Source organism: Sporosarcina pasadenensis, from assembly GCF_047228845.1.
In the GTDB taxonomy this organism is placed as follows: domain Bacteria; phylum Bacillota; class Bacilli; order Bacillales_A; family Planococcaceae; genus Sporosarcina.
The window spans coordinates 236,178-257,469 of sequence record NZ_JBFEGM010000002.1; the positions used below are offsets into that span (position 1 = coordinate 236,178).

At 46.1% G+C, this 21,292-nt stretch carries 17 protein-coding genes; 4 read left to right on the top strand and 13 right to left on the bottom strand.

What is annotated here, in order from left to right:
• Positions 1–20: 20 nt before the first annotated feature.
• From AB1K89_RS04885 to AB1K89_RS04900, 4 genes are all read right to left on the bottom strand, one after another.
• Entirely contained in the window at positions 21–1,025 is a 1,005-nt protein-coding gene (locus AB1K89_RS04885; protein ID WP_413053669.1) for a TAXI family TRAP transporter solute-binding subunit, read from the bottom strand.
• 232 nt (positions 1,026–1,257) lie between these two features.
• A complete protein-coding gene (locus tag AB1K89_RS04890; RefSeq protein ID WP_413053670.1) occupies positions 1,258–2,361 on the bottom strand; it encodes an amidohydrolase in 1,104 nt (367 codons plus the stop codon).
• 115 nt (positions 2,362–2,476) lie between these two features.
• Positions 2,477–3,760, bottom strand: coding sequence for a murein biosynthesis integral membrane protein MurJ (murJ, locus tag AB1K89_RS04895; RefSeq protein WP_413053671.1), 1,284 nt, complete (start codon positions 3,758–3,760; stop codon positions 2,477–2,479).
• Positions 3,757–4,857 (bottom strand): glycosyltransferase, encoded by a 1,101-nt coding sequence (locus AB1K89_RS04900; RefSeq protein WP_413053672.1) that lies wholly within the window; start codon positions 4,855–4,857, stop codon positions 3,757–3,759. The genes murJ and AB1K89_RS04900 overlap by 4 nt, the downstream gene beginning before the upstream one ends.
• Positions 4,858–5,224: 367 nt before the next feature.
• Here AB1K89_RS04900 and AB1K89_RS04905 point away from each other — a divergent pair, with 367 nt between their 5' ends.
• From AB1K89_RS04905 to AB1K89_RS04915, 3 genes are all read left to right on the top strand, one after another.
• Positions 5,225–6,121, top strand: a complete 897-nt coding sequence (locus AB1K89_RS04905; protein ID WP_413053673.1) for a C40 family peptidase — start codon at positions 5,225–5,227, stop codon at positions 6,119–6,121.
• A 137-nt stretch (positions 6,122–6,258) separates the two neighbouring features.
• Complete coding sequence (locus AB1K89_RS04910; protein ID WP_413053674.1) at positions 6,259–7,956, top strand: N-acetylmuramoyl-L-alanine amidase; 1,698 nt, start codon at positions 6,259–6,261, stop codon at positions 7,954–7,956.
• A 195-nt stretch (positions 7,957–8,151) separates the two neighbouring features.
• Complete coding sequence (locus tag AB1K89_RS04915) at positions 8,152–10,317, top strand: 5'-nucleotidase C-terminal domain-containing protein (RefSeq protein ID WP_413053675.1); 2,166 nt, start codon at positions 8,152–8,154, stop codon at positions 10,315–10,317.
• A 45-nt stretch (positions 10,318–10,362) separates the two neighbouring features.
• Here AB1K89_RS04915 and AB1K89_RS04920 read toward each other — a convergent pair whose 3' ends face one another.
• The 7 genes from AB1K89_RS04920 to AB1K89_RS04950 all read right to left on the bottom strand — a co-directional run bounded on the left by AB1K89_RS04920 (position 10,363) and on the right by AB1K89_RS04950 (position 18,779).
• Entirely contained in the window at positions 10,363–11,442 is a 1,080-nt protein-coding gene (locus tag AB1K89_RS04920) for a CapA family protein (RefSeq protein WP_413053676.1), read from the bottom strand.
• 114 nt (positions 11,443–11,556) lie between these two features.
• The gene (locus tag AB1K89_RS04925) at positions 11,557–11,739 is read right to left on the bottom strand and encodes a hypothetical protein (RefSeq protein WP_413053677.1); all 183 of its coding nucleotides are present in this window, start codon (positions 11,737–11,739) and stop codon (positions 11,557–11,559) included.
• A 201-nt stretch (positions 11,740–11,940) separates the two neighbouring features.
• Positions 11,941–14,319, bottom strand: coding sequence for a bifunctional 2',3'-cyclic-nucleotide 2'-phosphodiesterase/3'-nucleotidase (locus AB1K89_RS04930; protein WP_413053678.1), 2,379 nt, complete (start codon positions 14,317–14,319; stop codon positions 11,941–11,943).
• A gap of 191 nt (positions 14,320–14,510) precedes the next feature.
• A complete protein-coding gene (locus AB1K89_RS04935) occupies positions 14,511–15,902 on the bottom strand; it encodes an ABC transporter substrate-binding protein (RefSeq protein ID WP_413053679.1) in 1,392 nt (463 codons plus the stop codon).
• A 35-nt stretch (positions 15,903–15,937) separates the two neighbouring features.
• Positions 15,938–16,756 (bottom strand): carbohydrate ABC transporter permease, encoded by an 819-nt coding sequence (locus AB1K89_RS04940; protein ID WP_413053680.1) that lies wholly within the window; start codon positions 16,754–16,756, stop codon positions 15,938–15,940.
• Positions 16,753–17,649, bottom strand: coding sequence for a carbohydrate ABC transporter permease (locus AB1K89_RS04945; protein WP_413053681.1), 897 nt, complete (start codon positions 17,647–17,649; stop codon positions 16,753–16,755). Before AB1K89_RS04945 ends, AB1K89_RS04940 begins: the two co-directional genes overlap by 4 nt.
• Positions 17,646–18,779, bottom strand: a complete 1,134-nt coding sequence (locus AB1K89_RS04950) for an ABC transporter ATP-binding protein (protein WP_413053682.1) — start codon at positions 18,777–18,779, stop codon at positions 17,646–17,648. The genes AB1K89_RS04945 and AB1K89_RS04950 overlap by 4 nt, the downstream gene beginning before the upstream one ends.
• Positions 18,780–18,914: 135 nt before the next feature.
• On the opposite strand from AB1K89_RS04950, the gene AB1K89_RS04955 reads away from it, so the two are divergent.
• Positions 18,915–19,781 carry a glycerophosphodiester phosphodiesterase family protein gene (locus AB1K89_RS04955; RefSeq protein WP_413053683.1) on the top strand — a complete coding sequence of 289 codons (867 nt, stop codon included), beginning with the start codon at positions 18,915–18,917 and terminating at the stop codon, positions 19,779–19,781.
• A gap of 69 nt (positions 19,782–19,850) precedes the next feature.
• Here the strand turns inward: AB1K89_RS04955 and AB1K89_RS04960 are convergent, their stop codons facing one another.
• A complete protein-coding gene (locus AB1K89_RS04960; RefSeq protein ID WP_413053684.1) occupies positions 19,851–21,020 on the bottom strand; it encodes a pyridoxal-phosphate-dependent aminotransferase family protein in 1,170 nt (389 codons plus the stop codon).
• Between the two features lie 129 nt (positions 21,021–21,149).
• On the bottom strand, positions 21,150–21,275 hold the full coding sequence (locus AB1K89_RS04965) for a YhfH family protein (protein ID WP_413053685.1): 126 nt from the start codon (positions 21,273–21,275) through the stop codon (positions 21,150–21,152).
• Positions 21,276–21,292 lie beyond the last annotated feature (17 nt).

Sequence of the window (21,292 nt, forward strand, 5' to 3'; positions counted from 1 at the left end):
TTCTGCTTACTTGGCTGTATTCATTTCAAGTCCTCGAAGCCATTGATCTTCATCTTCTCCCTCGTCACGATTTGAACGACTTCTGGGTAAATATGGCCGATGAACGCTGCGTTTTTCACTGGGTTCCCTTCAAAATCAGCTTTGCCATTCAATGCATTCAACGCAGGCACGTGAACGGTCATTCCAAGATCCATCTGACCTTTGCTGATGGAAGATAGATTTTCGACGGACGCCCCTGTTTCCATATTCGTCACATTGATGCCGTCGATGTATTTATTCCAAAGGTTCGCCATCTCTCCGCCAAGCGGATAATACGTACCCCCTTGGCTCCCTGTTCCAAGTGTCAATTCTGTTTTCCGTTTCCCTTGTGCGGCTGTTAGTTCAGCCACGTCATTATTGACCGTCAATCCTTGTTCTTCGTAATATTTTTTAGCACCTGGGTGGATCAACAACCCTTCTGCCCCGTTCAATGCGTTTTCGAGAATCATCTGCTTTGCTTGCGCATGTGTATTTTCACTCGCATTTTCGATCATGCTCTTCGCCAATTCGTATCCGAGCTCTTCATCGATCGTATCCGTGTTCCCCATTAAAATTGCATATGCTGTTACTGTCTGTACATCCTCCGTGAGAAAATCATAAGACTCTTTCGGAATCGTGAAACGTTTGTACCCCGACTCTGCTTCGATTTTTGCAATCGCGTCGTCGGAGAGGCTGATCATTTTCACATCTCCCGTGGACGCTTGCAAGCTTTCAATACTAGCAGCAGGCAGACCTAAAATTCCGATCGATATGTCGATATTGCCGTCCTGAACCCCGTCTGCTGCAGCCCCGAATCCTTCCTGGAAAGCCTTATAGTCGCCATCATCAATCCCGTATGCCCCCAAAATGATTTTGGAAACATTGTTCGTTTCACTAGCAGGTGGACCGATTGCAATATTCTTCTTTCCACCCCCGCCACATGCCGATAAAACAAGCAAAGCACCAAGCAACATGAACAATAGAACTTTTACGCGATTTCTTTTCATGTGTTGTTCCCCCTCATTTTTCATTTCCCCTTCTCGTAAGCGCTTACAATTATGAAGGACAATGGAGCTCTTATGGAGGTGATGACGCTATGAAAAAAGGAGTCTACTATTAATTATACTTAACTATGGGCATTTAGCAATTAATTATCACTCTATTCCGATTAAATGTAATAGAGGTTCAATTAAAAAACTCCATCTCACGGAGCTTTTCCGTTAGATGGAATTTTTACATTTATTCCAGTAATGAAGCTTTTGCCAACGTCGCTGCCAGCACTTTCGCCCCTATATCAAGCGCATCCCGGTTGAATGTCATATCCGGATGATGAAGGCCAGGCCCTAAGTCGGCTCCTACCCCGATCATTGCGGCTTCCAGATCAGGCCTGTGAATTGTATAGAAATGGAAGTCGTCGCTTCCGGACGTGATGATCGCAGGTGCAAACGCCTCTTCCCCGACTGCTTCCAAAATCGCTTCCTTCGCAATCAAAGCCGCTTCTTCGGACACTTCAGCAGCAGGCGTATAGTCCGACCAGTTCAATTCGATGTCCACGCCGTGCAACTGTGCAATCGATTGGATTCCTGCATCGATGCGTTCCTTCAATTCATTCAGAACCGAGTTTGCCTGTGCTCGGACATCGATGGCAAACACGGCATTCCCAGGAATGATGTTCAAGCTTTCGCCGCCCGCCTGGACTTTCGTCAATTTCGCGGAATACGCTTCATATGGCGAGAAATGAATCGTCTTCAGGAACTGTGCAATTGCGAAAATCGGATCGAGTGCATTTTTCCCTTGCTGCGGCCTCGCACCATGGGCATCTATCCCTTTCACTTTCCCTTCAAGGAAAACCGCGGCTCCGTGATGGATTGCTGGTGAAACCTTGCCGAAAGGGATCTCTTCCTGAGGTCGGAGATGGACGCCGAATAAATGGGAAACACCATCGATGGCTCCTCTTTCGATCATCGATTTTGCACCGTTCCCTTTTTCCTCTGCCGGCTGGAAAATGAACCGGATGCGGCTCCCGATTTGTTGATCCTGTAAATAGGAGAGTGCGCCGAGCACCATCGACATATTGGCGTCATGTCCGCATGAATGGTTCGCCTGGGAAACGCCGTCCACCTCTTGCCAGAGCGCGTCAATATCGGCCCGGACTGCAATGATCCGATCACCTTCCCCGATTTCCGCCACTACGCCGGTTACATCATCGAAAGTATGATGCTTCACGTTCATTTCCGTAAGGATTTCGGCTATCTTTTTTGTCGTTTCGACTTCTTTCCAGCTAATTTCAGGGTGTGCATGAAAATGGGCGAACCATTCTCCTATTTGTTTTTCAATGGACATCGGTATCTCTCCTATTCTAGTTACTTCTATTATTCAGAATAACTTAAATCGGCGTAGAACAACAGATAAAAAATATCCCGCACACAGCTGAGCCGTGACGGGATATAAGTATTGTTTACAGCTTCCACTTCACCCTAGCGTAGATGACGAGCATAATCAGGTTGATGGCGGAGCTGATGACAGTTCCGTATGCGATTGCAGACGCGCCTAGCGAATCGATAAGCGCATAGATGATTGCTATGTTAATGCCGAGCACGCTAATGAGGCTGAAGATGACCGGCAGCATCGAATTTCCTTTTGCATAATAAAAACGGGTCACGTACGTATTCGCAGCGAGGAAGAACATCGACAATGCGAATACCTTGAAAATCGGAACTGTAATTAACACCGATGACTCGTCGAATTCTCCGTGTTCGAAAATGAGACGGACGAGCGGATCCGCGAAGAAATAAGCAACTGCAGTTGCGGGTGCAATTAATGCCGCAAGCAGGAGCATTCCTTTTTTATACAGTTTCTTAATTGTTTCATGGTCCCCTTCGCCTTCCTTCTTGCTCAACATCGGATAGATGACAGTCGTTACAGCCGTCATCATGATCGCCTGCGGGAAATTGCTCAGCTTGGACGCGTAGTTGACTGCCGAGATGGTCCCTTCACTCAATCCCGTTGCAGCGATTCTATGAATAAATGCATAAAATTGCATCGATGCACCACCTAGTAAGATCGGCAAAGCGATGACCCATACTCGCTTCACATCTTCCGACTTGCCAAAAGCAGGTTTCAGCGAGTAGAGCTTGCTCTTTTTGATTCCAGCGAATAAAAAGACGCCCATGAGCACCGCACCTAATAATGCGCCGATTCCGTAGGCCATCGGACCGTACCATTTAACGAGCGGTGCGGAAATGATGACGAATGCAGCGTTGTAGACGAGGATTGCGATGCTCGACAGCTTGAACTTGTCGTTCAGATTCAATAAACCGCTCATCCATGTTGAAAGGACGAGAATGATTGTTGATGGCATCATCCATAGGAATAGCGGATAAGTCAATTCAAATTGGTTCGGTTTTAGATCTGGAAAAGTCGTCTTTAATAACGGTTCTGCAAAAATGACAGCAAGGACCGTAATAATCGTTGCGGTCATTAATACCGAAGTGAACATTCTTCTGACGAAAATCGCTTTGTCGGTTTTGGAGGAGTGATAAACAGAAATGAAAGCCGTCGTTAGCCCTCCGCCGACGACTAGATATATGAAATTCGGTATCGTATACGCGGTCGCTATCGCATCTGCCGCAGCGGATGTCCCGAATTGGTTCCCGATGACCATTTCCCGCAGGAAGCCAATTATACGGGCGACGATATTTATAATGGCGACTGTGCCGATGATTTTCATCATTCTACTCATTTTGCATTCTTTCCTTTCGACACAGCGTCATAGATTGCAGTTAATCTATCGGCGATGACATCATACGTATGCTCGGCGACTTTTTCTTCCGCGATTTTCCGTCTTGATTCCGATGGCTCTTCCAACCCTTCTTTCAAGCCAGCCGCAAGGGATTCAGGGTTTTTCGGTTCAACGAGGATTCCTGCGCCATTATTAAGGAGGAAGGATAGACCTCCGACGTCAGTTCCGACAACCGTTGTTCCGACAGCCATCGCTTCAAGAGCAACGAGTCCGAACCCTTCATGATGGGAAGGAAGCACGAATACGTCCGCGGCGGCTATCCATTTTGCCACTTCTTTTTGCGGTAGCGGTTCTTGATGGGAAATCCGGACATCTTTCGACAGCATACGTTTCGCCAACGTTTCCATGAACCGTTCATCTTTACTCGAGCCAATCAAATGAAGGGCCGCTTCCGGGTGATCTTTGCGCACGATGTCGAACGCATCGACAAGTTCAAGCACGCCTTTCGCTTCAATCATATTGCCGACAAACAATAGAAGTTTTTCGTTTTGAGGGATGTCCAATTGTTTACGGGCTTCCTCTTTCGGCATCGGTTGGAAGATTTCCGTATTCACGCCCATGCTCATGACATGGACATGTTCCTCCTTCACTCCGAATTTTGTTATCACATCGTTCTTCAATCGTTCCCCTACAGTTATGACTGCATCCGCGCCTTGCAGGACCTTTCTTGTATATCCCGCAATACGCTCACTTTTCGCAGCCATTTTGTCGATGTCGCCGCCGTGCACCGTCACTACGTAAGGTATCCTGAAAAGCCTCTTTCCTATTAATGAAAGAACCCCTGTCGGAAACGCGTAATGTGCATGCGTCAATGATAGATGTTTTTTATGTCGTATTAAGAAACCGATCGATTTTAGGAACCACGCCAAATATTTTTTTATAGTGGCGACTTTCCCTTTCCCCGGTTCATCGATTGCTATGAGATCCACTTGAATTCCTTTTGAGCGCAACAGCTCTACTTGGTTTTTAACGAAAATACCGAACGTCGGATGCTTCTCCGAAGGGTACATATTGCTGAAAACTGCGATTCTGCGCATTTATTTCTCATCCCATCTATTGTAAGTCTTTACTCTATACACATTTAACGATTATACCATAAGTATGTTCCTTTCATTTTTGTAACACGTCTGTCATATACCGTTTTATCTACTACAGAAAACAGTGGGAAATACCTAAAAAGATGACGGAAATTGATAAATAACAGTAATTTTTCATTACAAAAAGTGTTTCCTACAAAAATACCCTTTAAGAAACGTTGATATGAGCGCATTTTCGACATAAGCCAGCGGAATGTAACGTTATTGTAATGTAACTGTAACCGAAATGAAGGTTTACCTATGGTAGGATGTTCTCAGATAAAAGCACACTGTATGTAAACGTGCGAAAGGGGAATTTGAGAACCAGATGAAGAAACTGTTTTTCTCTTTTTTGGCATGCTTTTTGTTAGCAACGTCCGTACCAGCCATGGCCTCAGCGAATTCACCGACTTCGCTCGTCAGTACAGCGCGGACCTACATAGGAACGCCATATGCCTATGGAGGCACAACCACTTCCGGATTCGACTGCTCAGGATATACGCAATTCGTCTTTAAAAAACAAGGAATCAAAATACCAAGATCGACTGGCGAACAGTTTGCTATGGGAACAGCTGTTAAGAAAAGCGATCTTAAAACGGGAGACCTCGTCTTCTTCAACACTTTTGGCAATAGAGTTTCACACGTCGGAATCTATATCGGTTCCAGCAGGTTCATCCATGCTTCGACATCAAAGGGTGTCATGATTTCTTCCGTCAACGATCCCGCTTACTGGGGCAAACGTTATTTAGGCGCTCGTCGCATAAAGGATTTCAATCATGAAAAAACAGTTGCTTTCGAAGAACCGACAAAAACTTCTCCTGTCTATGTATCTCGCGCTAAAATAGCAGAGACGCTCGTAAAAGAGCTTGGACTTGAAGCGGATGCTTCCAATGTAACTTTCTCCGATGTATCTGCGGATCATCCGCAATACGAATCGATTACGAAAGTGGCAAATGCCGGACTATTCTCCGGAAATGACGGGAAATTCAATCCCGATGATTCATTGACTCGTGCACAAATGGCAAAAATAATTGTGGAAGCCTTTAATCTACAAGGTTCCGCCAATACATCCTATAGTGATGTACCTGCAGGACATTGGGCTAATGAATATATCAATATACTAGCCTATAACAGTATTGCTAGCGGATATGAAGATGGATCATTCGGTCTCAACGATAAGTTGACTGAAAAGCAATTCCAGAAGATCCTTGATCGTCTCCACTAATAGCCTAAAAGCCAGGTGTTCCGTTTAATTGGACACCTGGTTTTTTTCAAAAAAACTCTATGAAAATAGTAAATTTACTATGGATTTACATGGAGAACACTGGTAAACTTAATCTACATCAAATTTAGGAGGACAACATGAAAACGTTTAAATGGGCAGCTGTTGCTTTACTGTTTTTCGCTCTTGTTTCCATCGTCCCTGGACATTCATCGGCGCAGTTCAAATTCTCGGATATCTCACCTGGCAAGGAATATTATGATCAAGTACATTACATAGCGGAGCTCGGCATTGTCAATAAAGCCGACAAGTTCAATCCCGGCAACAATTTGACAAGAGCACACGCAGCAAAAATGCTTGTCATCGCTTCCGGTAAAAAGGACATGCCTACGCCATCCATCCAGTTCAAAGACTTGAAGCCTGGCACAGAGCAATATGAATTTGCCAGCCGTGCAGTCGAACTCGGTTATTTCAAGAAAAAAGCTGATGGCAGCTTTGGTCCGAACGAGAAATTGAAGCGAGCTGAAATGGGCTATGCCCTCTCTGTCGCTTTCAATCTATCAGAAAACGTAACAGTCGATCGGCCGCTCATGCTTACTGATATGAAAGGCCACGCTTACGCAAAAGAAATCAACGGCTTGTATTATGGCGGCGTCACTCGTGGTGATGCAGGCAAATTCCTGCCAAATGATTTATTGACCCGTTCACAATTCGCATTGTTCGTGGCACGTGCTTTGAATGACAACTATAAGCTAGCTGTCAAATTGCCTGAACAGACTTCGAGAACGTATTTTGCAAAAGTCGCAACTGGCGGCGACAACTTAAATGTCCGTTCACATCCGGCAGTTACAGGTGATGTCGTCAATCGTTTGAAAGATGGCGATATCGTCGAGGTTATCGGACAGACTGGCGATTGGCTGCTTGTCCTGATCGACGGAGCGAATGGATATATCCATAGCCGTTACACGGTTGAAGTCGGAACTCAAGCACCATCCGATGATGACGTCGCTGCTGAGGAACCGGAAGAGCCTGAAGTCACTGAACCCGAGGAGGAGCCGAACACTCCCTCCCCTACAACTGGATTAATCGGTAAAGTGACGACAAGTGTTTTGAACGTTAGAAAATCACCTGACGGCACATCCGCAATCGTAGCAAAGTTATCACTCAACCAAAAGGTTAATGTCGAGTCGATAAACGGTAACTGGGCCAAAATTAATTTACAGAGCGGTACAGGCTATGTACACAAAAATTACTTGAAGCTCCTCAACCAGTCGGGTAACCCATTGAAGGACCGAGTAATTGTCATTGATGCCGGACACGGCGGAAAAGATCCTGGCGCTACTAGCAATAAATTAAGCGAAAAGACTGTTGTATTGAAAGTTGCTAAACTAGTTGAAGGCAAGTTAAAAAAAGCTGGTGCCAATGTATTGCTGACACGTTCAAATGATACGTATCTAACATTGGAACAACGTACTGAATTCGCTAAGAAACATTATGCCGAAACATTCGTTTCAATCCATGTAAATGCGGCAGGTTCTTCTGCAGCGAAAGGCGCGGAAGTCTTCTATGACTCTTCAACGAATCCGAATGCTTCAGAGAGTAAGCTACTGGCAAGCAAGATCCAAACGAATCTTGTTAAAAACGCCAACATGGCTGATCGCGGAGTAAAAGACCAACGCTTTTATGTCATTCGGAATAACAATGTAGCTGCTGTACTCGTCGAGCTTGGTTTCATTACAAACCCTGATGATTTCAAGAAATTATCAAGTGATCAATATGCGGAACTGTACGCCGAAGCGATCTATCAAGGGCTTGTACAATACTACGCAGTTCAATAAAGAAATTATGCCGGAAAGAAGTGACCTACACTTCTCTCCGGCTTTTTCTATGAAGCTATTAATTTACGGAAAATTCATTTGTTCTTTAATAATGATAATGATAAACTTGAAATGAATGAGTTTTCATCATTATTCCATCTTTGTAAGTTATATCAGAATATTGATGAAGAAAAAACCATAAAAGGAAGGTGCATTATGTCAAAGAAGTATATGAAAGGCGCGGCTGCATCCATGTTGCTGTTCAGTATGGCAGGAATGACTCCTGCTGCCGTTTCCGCAGAAGAAGCGTCAAAAGATTTCTCAATGACGGTGTTCCACACGAATGACACCCATGCACAGTTGGACAACATCCCTTATTTCTCAGCACTATTGAAAGCGAAACGGGCGGAAGTGCCGCATAATGTATTGCTGCATGCGGGCGATGTGTTCTCGGGCTCCCTCTATTTCAATGAATTCCAAGGACAAGCGGACCTTGAATTCATGAACTATTTTGGGTACGACGCAATGACTTTCGGAAATCATGAATTTGATTTAGGCAGTTCAGAAGACGGCCATAAAGGACTTGCCGACTTCATCAAGAAAGCGAAATTCCCATTCGTTTCTGCGAACGTCGATTTCTCAGCCGACAGCAACTTCGAAGACCTTCAACTTCGTGAAGTGACAGCTGAGCCTGAAAACGGCAAAATCTTTAACGGAATTGTAAAGGAAGTGGATGGGGAAAAAATCGGTATTTTCGGTTTGACGACTGAAGAAACTGTCGATATTTCCAGTCCTAAAGAAATAAAATTCACAAACTACATCACTGAAGCGAAGGCAGCAGTTGAAGCGTTCGAAGAGTTGGGCGTCAACAAAATCATCGCCTTGACACATATAGGCTTCAACGATAGCGATGCTATTGATAATGATAAATTGCTCGCAGCAAATGTCCCGGGCATTGATATTATAGTCGGTGGGCATACTCATTCCAAATTGGATGAACCGTTTGTCCATGAGGGAGAAGCAGGACCTGTTGTCATTGTACAAGCAAATGAACATCAGAAATTCCTAGGACAATTGGATATTACATTCGATGAAAATGGAGTTATCAAAGAGTACAATGGAGTGCTTCATGAAGTCGACACGAAAGAAGGGGAAAAAGACGCTGAAGCCGAAGAAATGCTGAAGCCATACGCTGATAAGGTCGGAGCGATCAAAAACTCCCCGACTGGAGGAGTTGCCGATGTGTTCCTAAGCGGCTTGCGCGACTTGGGCGGCGTCCGTGCAGGTGAAACGAATCTTGGCAACATTATCACAGATGGAATGCTTGCAAAAGCGAAAGAAGTCGATCCGGAAGTTGCCATTGCGTTCCAAAACGGCGGCGGCATCCGTACTTCCATCAACAAGGGTGAAGTAACTTATGGAGAGGTCCTCACTGTCCTTCCGTTCGGCAACAGCCTTGCGATCATGGAATTGTCCGGAGCTGAACTGCGTGAAACATTCGAGCATTCCGTTAAGGATTACCCGAAAGAAAGCGGTGGCTTCCTTCACGTCGCTGGCATGCAAGTCGTCTTTGACGGTACAGCAGATCCGGGCAAACGAATCGTTTCATTGAAAATCAATGGTAAAGAAGTCGAAGCGGACAAGATGTACAAAGCAGCAACAAACGTTTTCACTGCTAAAGGCGGAGATGGCTTTGTAGCTCTCGGCAAAGCATATGAGGATGGACGCGCAAGCGAACCAGGATTCAGTGACTGGGAGAACCTTGCTAATCACATTAAGTCGTTAGGCAACGTTACAACCGGCCTTGAAGGGCGCATCATCGCAACAGTCCCTTACAAGGATGTATCCCTTAATAACTGGTCATACCAATACATTTCAGATCTTTATTACCGTGACATTTTGACAAAAGAACCGACTTTCAAGCCGGGTGTAAAAATCACTCGCGCTGAAATGGTATCATGGGTCGTTAAAGCGAATGGATTGAAAGCTGAAGGTCAAGCGCCATTCTCAGATCTTAACGGACTGTCCGACGAATTGAAAGCTGATATTGCAGCTGCCTACGAAAATGGCATCGTCAAAGGCAATGAAGGTAAATTCAATCCGAACGACAAGGTGACACGTGCACAATTCGCATTGATCCTTGAGCGTGCATTTGAAAACTACACTGGTGAAAAGTATACGGCTGCGGCGAAAGCGCCTTATTCCGACTTCGGCAAATACGCAGATGACACGGTAAATGCGATTTCCATGTTGCATGAGCTAGGAATCGCGTCGGGCTATGAAGGTAAGTTCATGCCTGAGCAATTTACAACGAAACAACAAGCTGCAAAAATCGTTTCGAACTATATTTATAATACGAAGCAAGTGAAAAAAGCCGAATAAGCTATCAAAAATACCTTCCGCACAAATTTGCGCGGAAGGCATTTTTCATTCAGACAGAAGGCCGACATGGTCCATCGCCCATTCTTCATCAAAACGATTATAAATACGTGCATCTTTTAATGGTACGACTACAAATCTTCTTTTCTCGTCACGAATGACAGCAGTCGGAAAGAAAGTCGATTTCCCCATTTCCATAAATCGTTTTCCCGCCAATTCAACGGTCGAAATTTGCACTTTTGCAATGCCTCCGATATTCGTAGAATCAAATTGCTGGGCGGAATAGAAATTCCCGAGCGAATAAAACACTGAAGTATTGCCGATTTTCGCATAGCGTTGCAACACATGCGGATGGTGGCCGAAAACGATATCGACGCCTTCGGACGAAAGCCATTCAGCGAGCTCCTCTTGCCGCCCGGATGGCTGCAACGCATACTCATCGCCCCAATGGATCGAGACGACCGTTATATCGGCTTCCTCTTCCATTTCCCTAATGTCTGTTTCCATCTGGACTTTATCTATCAATGAAACTAAATAGCCTTTTCCTTTCGGAATCGCAAGTCCGTTCAAACTATATGTGTATGCCAATATGCCGATGCGTATGCCTTTCACTTCGAAGATACGCTTTGTTTCACGATCTTCTACAGACTCATATGCTCCTACGTACGGCATTCCATACTCGTTCATATGGCCAAGCGCCTTCATTAAACCGCCCTCGTTCCGATCCAGCGTATGGTTGTTTGCGATGGATAGCAGATCGACTCCGTTCGCTTTTAAATCTCTGATAATATGTTTAGGACTATTGAAGAGCGGATAGCCGGACAATCCGAGCTCCACTCCACCCGGCAATGACTCTTGGTTCGCAAGCAAAAAATCGATGCCGGTCATCTCGTCTTTCACGGCACTAAATGAGAGATCATAGTTGTCGTATGTATAGAGCGGATAATGCAATAGGATGTCCCCTATCATCCCAACTGTAATATCGGACGATTTTACGGTCAGGTTTATCTCCTGCGGATTGCTGTCAAGCATCGCAAAGTTGTCAGGACGGCTGACTTTTTCCTCATTCTGAATACACCCTGTCAATAAAAAGCTGCATGCTATGGTCAATATAGCAAAACGTTTCAAACAACTATCCCCAGTCATAAAGTAGTAGTCTCTTTCTCACTATACTCCAACATTCTAAAATATGGAAGATAGAAAAAACCTATGCTTCGCTAGAACGAATCATAGGTCTCAGTATTATTTTTCCCATTTATTATCCGTCGGCATTTCTCTGCATTGCGTTGAATTCTGGAACTGCGCCATTTGCTTCTCCGCCTCTTGTTCGGGCTCTAAATCAGGGAATTGCTTGGCATTCGGCATTCCTGTGAATGCTTCGCCCTTTTCATCATTTGGCTTTGTTTGAAAACGGTTGTCCTCCATAATGAACAGCTCCTCCTCTTTGATGTCTTACCATTACGTTACCCACAATCCGGTAATTTAATCTGATTGAACAATTGTAGGTAGGAGGAAAGAGACTTTGTAGGAATGGCTTGCGTTTAATTTATGATCACTCGCTGTTACCTGGACGCAGGATGGATGAAATAAAAAAGAGCAGGGATTTCCCCTACTCTTTTTCAGCAATTATTTCAATTGGATTGAGAAGTTGGCGAAGCCGTCTTTTGTCGGTGCGACGAATTCGATTCCGCTTTCTGTCGGAATGAAGTCCTTCGCTTTTGCCGACGTTTCGAATACGATTTTTACATCGCCTTCGATCGGAACGAACTTCCAGTTGCCATCGGTCGATGGGTCGATCGTTTCTTGCGCGATCATGTAATCCATGATTGCTTCTCGGTTTTCGTATGCATATTCGATTTTATCGGATGCATTAATGACACCCGGGAAGCTTCCGCTGCCACGGTAATTGTTCGTGACGACGATGAATTTCTGTTCCGGATTGATTTCCTTGCCATCGTATTGTAAATTAACAATCCGATTTGCTTCCGCATTGATCGTTTTTCCAGCATAATCATATTTCGCTGGTTGTGTGACGTCGATTTGATACGTCACTCCATCGATTACGTCAAAATTGTACGTGCGGAATTCGGTATTGATCAAATTCTGCTGTTCAGTTGAAGCATGGTCGATCTGGTTGAATTGACCTGCTGACATTTCAAGCCATTCCTTCACATCTGCGCCTGTCATGACGAGCGCATTCACCGTATTGTCGAACACATAAAGATCTGCGACGTTTTTAATGGCAACCTCGCCTGCAGGAATTTCAGTGTAGTAGTTTGCCCCATTGCGTCCGCCCGCTTTAAATGGCGCTCCCGCGGAAAGGATCGGCAAGCTTTCATACTCAGTTCCTTTCAATTGCTCTTCGACATACCATTTCTGAGCGTTCGTAACGATTTGGATTGAAGGGTCATCTTTCACTAATGAAAAGTAGCTTGTAATTGCGGATGTCGTTTTACCGACAGGGCTACGGACATACTCGATTGTGCCTTCATGCGCTTCCTTCACAGCCTCGATGACTTTTTCCGAAACTGCGTCTGATTTTGAATCGATTTCACGGACAGCACCTTTTCCGCTTACCACTTTCCAGCTGTCGCCGTCCTTTTCAAGAACGAGATCCATGACGCCCAAATGGCTTCCGAATTTGCCCGGCATGACGACAGGTGTTCCGTTGACGGTACCGTTTTCACTGTCAACATTTTTCAGATTGGCAAAATCACCCGGGAATACGGAGTGGTTATGGCCGGTCAAAATTGCGTCGACTCCATCGATTTGGGAAATTTGATAGACGACATCGTCTTCCCCTTTCGTATGGATTTCATCTCCCATGCCTGAGTGGGATAGGACGACGATAATATCCGCGCCTGCCTCATTCATTTCAGGGACGAATTTTTCAACAGTGTCCGCAGCATCTTCCGCAGTCACTTTCCCTTCCAAATGTGAGCGGTCCCAACGCATGATGCCTGGTGCGACAACACCGATAACGCCCACGTTAAGCTCGTGAGTTGTTCCATTGCCATCGACAACTTCCTTCTCCATAATGACGTACGGCGTGTAACGGTTCGTGCCCGTTTCCGCATCATAGACGTTGGCGTTTAGTACCGGAAATGGTGCTTCCGCCAATACAAGATCCAAATAATCGAGTCCATAGTTGAACTCATGGTTCCCTAAAGTGCCGGCATCATAATCTAGCGCCTGCAGAGCTGCCATTGCCGGATGAAGCTCTCCTTTTTCCAACGGATCGACGGACACTTTATATCCGCCGAGCGGTGTTCCTTGAATCAAATCCCCATTATCGAATAAGAGATTGTTCGAATTTTCGGCACGTGCTGCTTCTATTAGAAGAGCCGTTTTCGCCAAGCCGAATTCATTTGTCGGCTTGTCCTGATAGTAATCATAGTTTACAAAGTTCGTATGCAAATCGCTCGTGCCGAGAATGCGCAAAGCGACAGCGTCCTTATTCGTTTCGTCCACTTCAGGTGCAGCGTTATACACTGCTAGCAAACGATCAATGATCTTTTTCACCTGGCCTTTAGTCACGATTTGCTGCGGCTTCGCCGTACCGTCCTCATACCCTCTGAACAGGTTCAAACCGACGCTTTTCGCCAGTTCTTCAGGTTCATCCGTTTTGAAGTCAGCTTTGTCTTTGAAGCGGTCCAATAACGTGACCGGATACGTTTCCTCCGACTTCACCGCACGGGACGCGATGAGAAACGCATGCTCGCGAGTCAACTTCTGATCAGGTCTGAACTCAGTCAAAGTGGCGCCTTTTATAAGGCCGTGCTGTTGTGCAGCTTCAATGATCGGTGCCAACGTTTCGTTGACATCCGTAAATGCAGTCGTGCTTCCATCACCCAATTCAAGTTCAAGCGCTTCCACTACGGCTGAAATGAATTCCCCGCGTGTCACGTCTTGAGCCCCTGCCGCTTTTGCGACAGACGTTGAAAAACCGCTGAATGTGAGCGCCATGATAGCGAACCACATTCCCGCTTTTCGAATGAAAGACATCGTTCCATCTCCCCTACTTTTGATATTATTTTAAGTGCAATGATGCACGTAAAACCATTTCTCTTAATCTCCCAGTCTATATAATACCATAATTGGAAACACGACCGAATTATCATTCACTCAAAATTCATTAGATTCAATCCCAAAAAAGCCGTCCAGTAATCGGAACTCGATCACTGGACAGCCATTACTCATTTTTTCGTCTTATTCGCGATTTCCATCGCCCGGTTCGTTCCTTCCGCAGCCTTATCAAGCACTTCTTGCGGATCCTTGCCTTGGTATAGCTCTTCCAAAGCTGTTACGATCTGCTGTCTTGATTCAGGGAAGACGGAAATGAGCGCGCCTTGAGTTGCGAGTCCAGGAATCGTATCTTGAAGCTGATCCACTGTCACCTTGAACTGCGGGAATTCCGCCCATTTATCTTTTACGCTCTGCTCTTCGTACGCAGCAGGGTTGATGGCGAAGTATCCTGTGTCAAGATGCCATTTCGCTTGTACTTCAGGCGTCGTCATGTATTTCATGAACTCCCAAGCCGCTTCCTGCTCTTCCTTTGCAATTCCTTTAGACATCCATAACGAAGCTCCGCCGATGACGACTCCGTTACGTTGGACTTCATCCGCATGCGGAATGTAAGCGACACCGACTTCAAATGGAGCGTTTTTAATAGCGCCCGCTACACCGGCGGACGAGTCCATATACATGGCGACTTTGCCCGTTGCGAATGCGGAGCGGATGTCATCCCAGTTCGTTCCGAAGTTCCCGAAAGTGCCCGCTTTGTTCATCGTATCGAGGAAGCGGAACACGTTCAGCCCTTCAGGCCCGTTGAATAAAGCTTCCGTCGCATCACCTGATCTGCCGTTGTCTTCATTCACATACAAGCCGCCTTGCGTCGCGACGAGCTGCTCGAAGAACCAGCCGTACGTCAGCATGGAAAACCCGTACATGTCATCCGTTTTCAGCTTTGCCGCGGCGTCTATTACTTCAGAGAACGTTTCAGGAGCCTTCTCAGGATCCAGCCCTGCTGCTTTGAACGCGTCTTTGTTATAGATCATAACCGGCGTGGAGGAGTTGAACGGCATCGAATACAGCTCACCATCGACCCGGTAGTAGTTCAAGATATTCCCTTCAAGCTGGGAGAGGTCATAATTGTCTTCATCGATGAATTTCTGCATCGGTTCAATATAGCCGCTGTCGATCATATATTTCGTTCCGACTTCAAACACTTGCGTGATGGCAGGGGCATCTTTCGTGCCGCCGACGCCGCGAAGCTTCGTCAACGATTCTTCATAGGATCCTTGGAATTCCGCCTTCACTTCGTATTTGTCTTGGGATTCATTGAACCCTTTGACAATGGCGTCGATCGATTCCTGGCCGGTACCTGACATCGAATGCCAAAATTCGATCGATACTTTTTCGACAGTCGCAGCAGCGCCGTCGTCCTTACTTCCTTCTGTTTTCGTAGTTGGATCATTCGCCGCTGGCTTATTCGTTTCCTTACTGCTGTCGCTGTTCGTACAAGCCGTCAAAATGGCAACAGCCAGTATCAGTATCCAAAACAAAGATGAAGTGATTAGTTTCTTCAATTTCCCATGCACCCCTTTTTAATTAATCGAATCAATCATTTTAATGCACCTTGAGATAACCCTTTTTGCAGTTGCTTCTGTCCGATGAACAACAAAAGCAGCGTCGGTATGATGACTACGATCACCCCTGCCATGACCACCCCCCATTCGGTTGCGATTTCTTGGGACTGCAGCTGCTTCAGACCAATTTGTACGGTACGCACCGATTGGTTTGTCGTAATAAGCAGCGGCCATAAATACATATTCCAAGTCGTTAGGAAGCCATAGGCGCCCAACGTGACGAGGCTTGTTTTTGAAACCGGCAGGACGACCCGCCAGAAAAAGCGGAATCTGCTCAAACCTGCAATTTGGGAGGCTTCATGCAGCTCCTTCGGGATTGTAAGGAAATGTTGGCGAAGCAGGAAAGTGCCGAACGCGAGCGCGAAAAATGGCAATGTGAGCCCTTGATACGTATTGAACCAATCGAGCTTGCGGATTGTGAATACGTTCGGAATCATCGTCGCTTCCCAAGGGATCATCATCGTCGAGATGAACAGAAAAAAGATGAAGTCCCTTCCTTTGAATTTGAAGAACACGAATGCATATGCAGCAAGACTGCAGACAACGAGTTGGCCGAGCATAACGCTTACCGAGACGATGAAACTGTTCAGTAAATAATTCAGCAACGGTAACCGGCTGAACACTTTGCTATAGTTTTCAAAACTGATCGATTCCGGAAAAAACTTTCCTTGGATGATCTCCGGCCCCGTCATGAATGAAATCATGAATGCGTACAATACCGGAAAGAAAACAAATGCCGATGTGACGATTAACAGGAAATAGATCCATATTTTTTGAGGGAGCCCCATTTTCATTGATAATGCACCTTCCTTTCACCCAATTTGAATTGAAGGATGGTGACAATCAAAATGATGAGGAATAAAATGACGGCTTGCGCGCTCGCGGTGCCGAACTGATAGTTGATGAACGCTTCCCTGTATATCGAATAGACGATTAAGTTCGTCGACTGGGAAGGTCCGCCTTTCGTCAAAATATCGATCTGGCCGAACGTCTGGAACGCATTGATGAGGGAAATCGTAATGATGAAGAACAGCGTAGGCGACAGCATCGGCAATGTGATGCGTCTCAATCGATAGAAATAGCCTGCACCATCGATTCTTGAACTCTCGTAAAGATGTTCGTCGATGTTTTGCAAACCACCTAGTAGGATGAGGAATGAAAAACCGATATTCATCCAGATCGTTGAAATTGACACGGATAATAATGCCCATTCCGGATCAAGCAACCACTGGATTTGCGGTAAATGGAAAACACTCAGCAACCGGTTGAACATTCCGATGCTCGGGTTGAACATGAAAAGCCAGATGACGGAAGAGGCAGCGACAGAGATACCCATCGTCGATGAATACATAGTCCGGAAAAATCCGATGCCCTTCAATTTTTCATTTGCGAGTAATGCAAAGAACAGCGCCAGGATAATCGTGATTGGAACGGTATACAATACGAAAAGCCCCGTCGCTTTCATGCTATTTTGGAATTCGGATGAGCCAAGCAAGTATTGAAAGTTTTCAAACCCGACCATGATGGCGGCATTGCCCGTTTGATCCGTCAGGAAAAAGCTCAAATAGATTGTCCGGAACATCGGATAAAATATGAAAACGGAAAATAGTATGATCGATGGCAATAAATAAAGCGCAGCTGTCCGGCCGTCAACGGACTTTCGCCAGAATGTTGCAATCCGTGTCATGACGACACCTCTTGCTGCGTAACATAATTGCCGTAGTCAATTGTCTTTTTAATTAGCTCACCGTTCTGTTCGTCAAAGATGGACAATGACTGGAATTCCATGCGGACGGGCAAACGGTCGCCGATGTCGATATGCCATTGGCCGCTCCATTTCGCCATCCATTCCTCCGCGCCCAATTTGAATGAAAAGACGGTTTCATTCCCGAGGATTTCCACATTCGTCACTTCCACGTGGAATATGTCACCCGACTTTGTTTGTGGCGTTACCGGATGGAGATTTTCAGGTCTTACCCCGACTGTCATAGATGTATTCGGGAGTTTTCCAATTTCATCAGTTGGAATGTTCAAACGCAAATCATTGCCGATAACGAGTTCGGATGTTGAAGAATTGAACTCGGCTTTTGCCAGATTCATCGGCGGCGATCCGATGAACGTCGCGACGAATGGATTGGCCGGGTAGTTGTATATGTCGATCGGTTTGCCGATTTGCTGAATCTTCCCTTCATGGAGGATCATGATCCGGTCGCCCATCGTCATCGCTTCCACTTGGTCATGGGTGACATATATCATCGTAATGCCGAGGCTCCTTTGAATCCTTCTAATTTCCGAGCGCATATGTGCACGCAGTTTGGCGTCAAGATTGGAGAGGGGTTCATCCATCAGGCAGATCGGCGTTTCACTGACGATTGCTCTGGCGAGGGCTACGCGTTGACGCTGTCCGCCGGAAAGCTCGCGCGGCTTACGATCGAGATAATCTGTCAAACCTAGCATTTCCGCCACTTCTACTGCTTTTTTCCGTTGCTCCTCCTTCTTCATCTTCTTCACATCGAGGCCGAACGTAATGTTTTGCTGAACCGACAAATGCGGGTAAAGTGCATAGTTTTGAAAGACCATGGAAAGGTCGCGTTTATCGGGAGATAGATGATTGGCGACTTTCTCCCCGATTTTCAATGTCCCTCCCGTAATATCCTCCAGTCCCGCAATCATCCGGAGCATCGTGCTCTTCCCGCAACCTGAAGGGCCGACGAGGACAAAAAACTCGCCCGGTTCAATCGTTACGTTTATATTGGATATAACGTCAACTTGCTTATCGTATGATTTTGAGACATCTATCAGTTCTACTCTTTTCATCGATCAAATTCCTTTCCACCCGATTTTATATTAATCAGAAAATAGTTTATAATAACATACTTCGATAAAAGATGTCATTATCCTTCCTTTTTTCTCATATTTTACAATCACTTTACGTTCTAGGAGGAAACATTCGTGAAAAAAGCGATTCTTCTAATCCTGCTCATTCTTCTTTCGGCATGTTCTACAGCATCGATTGCGGCCTCTCTGCCGGATGATGAATTTTTGATTATCGCTCATCGCGGGGCTTCCGCCTACGCGCCGGAGCATTCCTTGCTTTCCTACGGATTAGCGGTGCAAATGAAGGCCGATTATATTGAATTGGATGTACATATGACGAAGGACGGGGAGCTCGTTTCCACGCACGACCCTTTTGTTCATTTGCCGCATGGCAGAAAGACGGTCGCTGAAGTGGATTTTCAGGAGTTGAAGAGCGTTCTTCGTGAGTCCGAATATGATGGGAAGTTGACGGTTTCATTCCCTGAAAGCATCGATCCGCTGCGAATCGTCAGTACGGAGGAGATTTTTTCGTATTTCCAAGATGACGTCAATTACTATATCGAACTGAAGACGCCCGCCTCCTACCCTGGAGTCGAAGAAGCCTTGCTTGGACAGCTGCGGGAGTTCGGACTGTTACCTTTAAAAGAAGCAGAAATGCCGAAAGTGATCCTGCAATCATTCAATGCCAATTCTTTAATGAAGATACATGAGCAGGAGCCGGCTATTCCGCTTATACAACTGTATTCTGCGAAAAATGAAACGATGCTAACGAAAAAACGTTTACAGAAAGTCGCGGAGTACGCGTCCGGCATTGGTGTCGATAAAACGATCGTTACGGAAGAATTAGTGGAGCTTGTACACGGTGAGAGCTTGCATATCCATCCGTTCACCGTGAATGAAGAAAAGGAAATCCGGCGCATGATCGAAATCGGTGCGGACGGGATTTTCACGGATGTGCCGGATGTAGCTGTCAAAGTGTTGAAAAGTTTGTGGGGAGATTGAGGAATGGTGCCGGCTGGTCAAAAAACGAAAACCGCCCTAGTCCCATACAGAGAATAGGGCGGTGCTGTTTTATTTGACGAGTGTTTCCGTTGCTTCTTTGAAGCGGTGGACGGCTTGCTCGATCGATACATCATGCCCGACATCTTTCAATGCTGCACCGATCTTTTCAATTGCAGAAATGAGCATTTCTGGCGTTGTGTTGCCCATATGGCCGATGCGGAATGCTTTGCCTGCCAAATGAGCTAACGCGCCTGCAACGATGAGTCCTTCTTTCGCCAAAGCGGCCCGGAATTCTGCGTCATCTACACCTTCCGGATAAAGGATGCAGCTTAATGTCGATGCGGCAACTTCTTCGTCCGCCAACGGCTCCATGCCGTATTCATGAAGTGCAGCGCGAACGCCGCGTCCAAATGCCGTATGTCTCGCATATCGTTTTTCCAAGCCTTCCTCTAGGACGAGTTTCATGCCTTCATCGTAGGCGTAGATCAGGTTCACTGGAGGCGTCGCGAAATATTTGGATGGATCATGCATGATTGGAATCCAGTTTTCAATATCGCAATAGTAAGCCGGAATATGTCCGAGCTGTTTGCGTGCTTCCAATGCAGTTTGATTGAACGCGACAATCGCCAGTCCCGGTGGAACGCCGATCGCCTTTTGGGAGCCGGTCAGCACGACGTCAATCGTATAGCCTTCGCCGCCATACTCCTTGCTCATATCCTCTTCCATCGCAGCAGTTGCGCAAACACCGTCCAAAATGACGAGCGCACCGTGTTTTTTCACAATCGGAACTAACGCATCCAAGTCTGCCGCCACTCCCGTGGACGTATCGGCGTGCGTAATCGTCACCGCCTTGTATGTACGCTCCGCTAGTTGACGTTCCACTTCTTCAGGTGCAACCTGTTTCCCCCATTCGGCTTGAAGGACATCGATTTCAATTCCGAACGCCTTCCCAAGCTGGATGAAACGATCCCCGAAATAACCGTGACTGATAACTAATAACCGCTCTCCGGCACCAACCGTATTGACGAGCGCCATTTCCATTCCGATCGTCCCCGAACCGGCGATGACGAATACCTCCCCATCGGTGTTCAGCATTTCACGGGTCCGCTCGATGGAACGCTTGTAAATCTCGACGAACCGAGGATCGGTATGTCCTCTCGTTTCACTTGCCATCGCGTCATATATCGAATCGATGACAGGCGTCGGACCAGGAATTAATAGCATCTCTACATTTCGCATAACAACATCCCCTTTACGTTTATTATCACTTCCATCATATCATCATCATTCGCCATAGGTGGGATGGAACCCTCTATTCTGATTGAAAAAGGAAAAGCCCGCTCCCATTATAGGGAGACGGGCCACATTTTACTCCTTATGCTTGCCGATGCAGCGTTCGCATTCATAGAGCAGGGATTCAACTTTCTCTACGATTTCGCAACCGCATTCCCGGCAGAATTTTTTCGACTTTTGCATTTCATTAGTCTTTTGCATAATGAACCTCCTCCTTT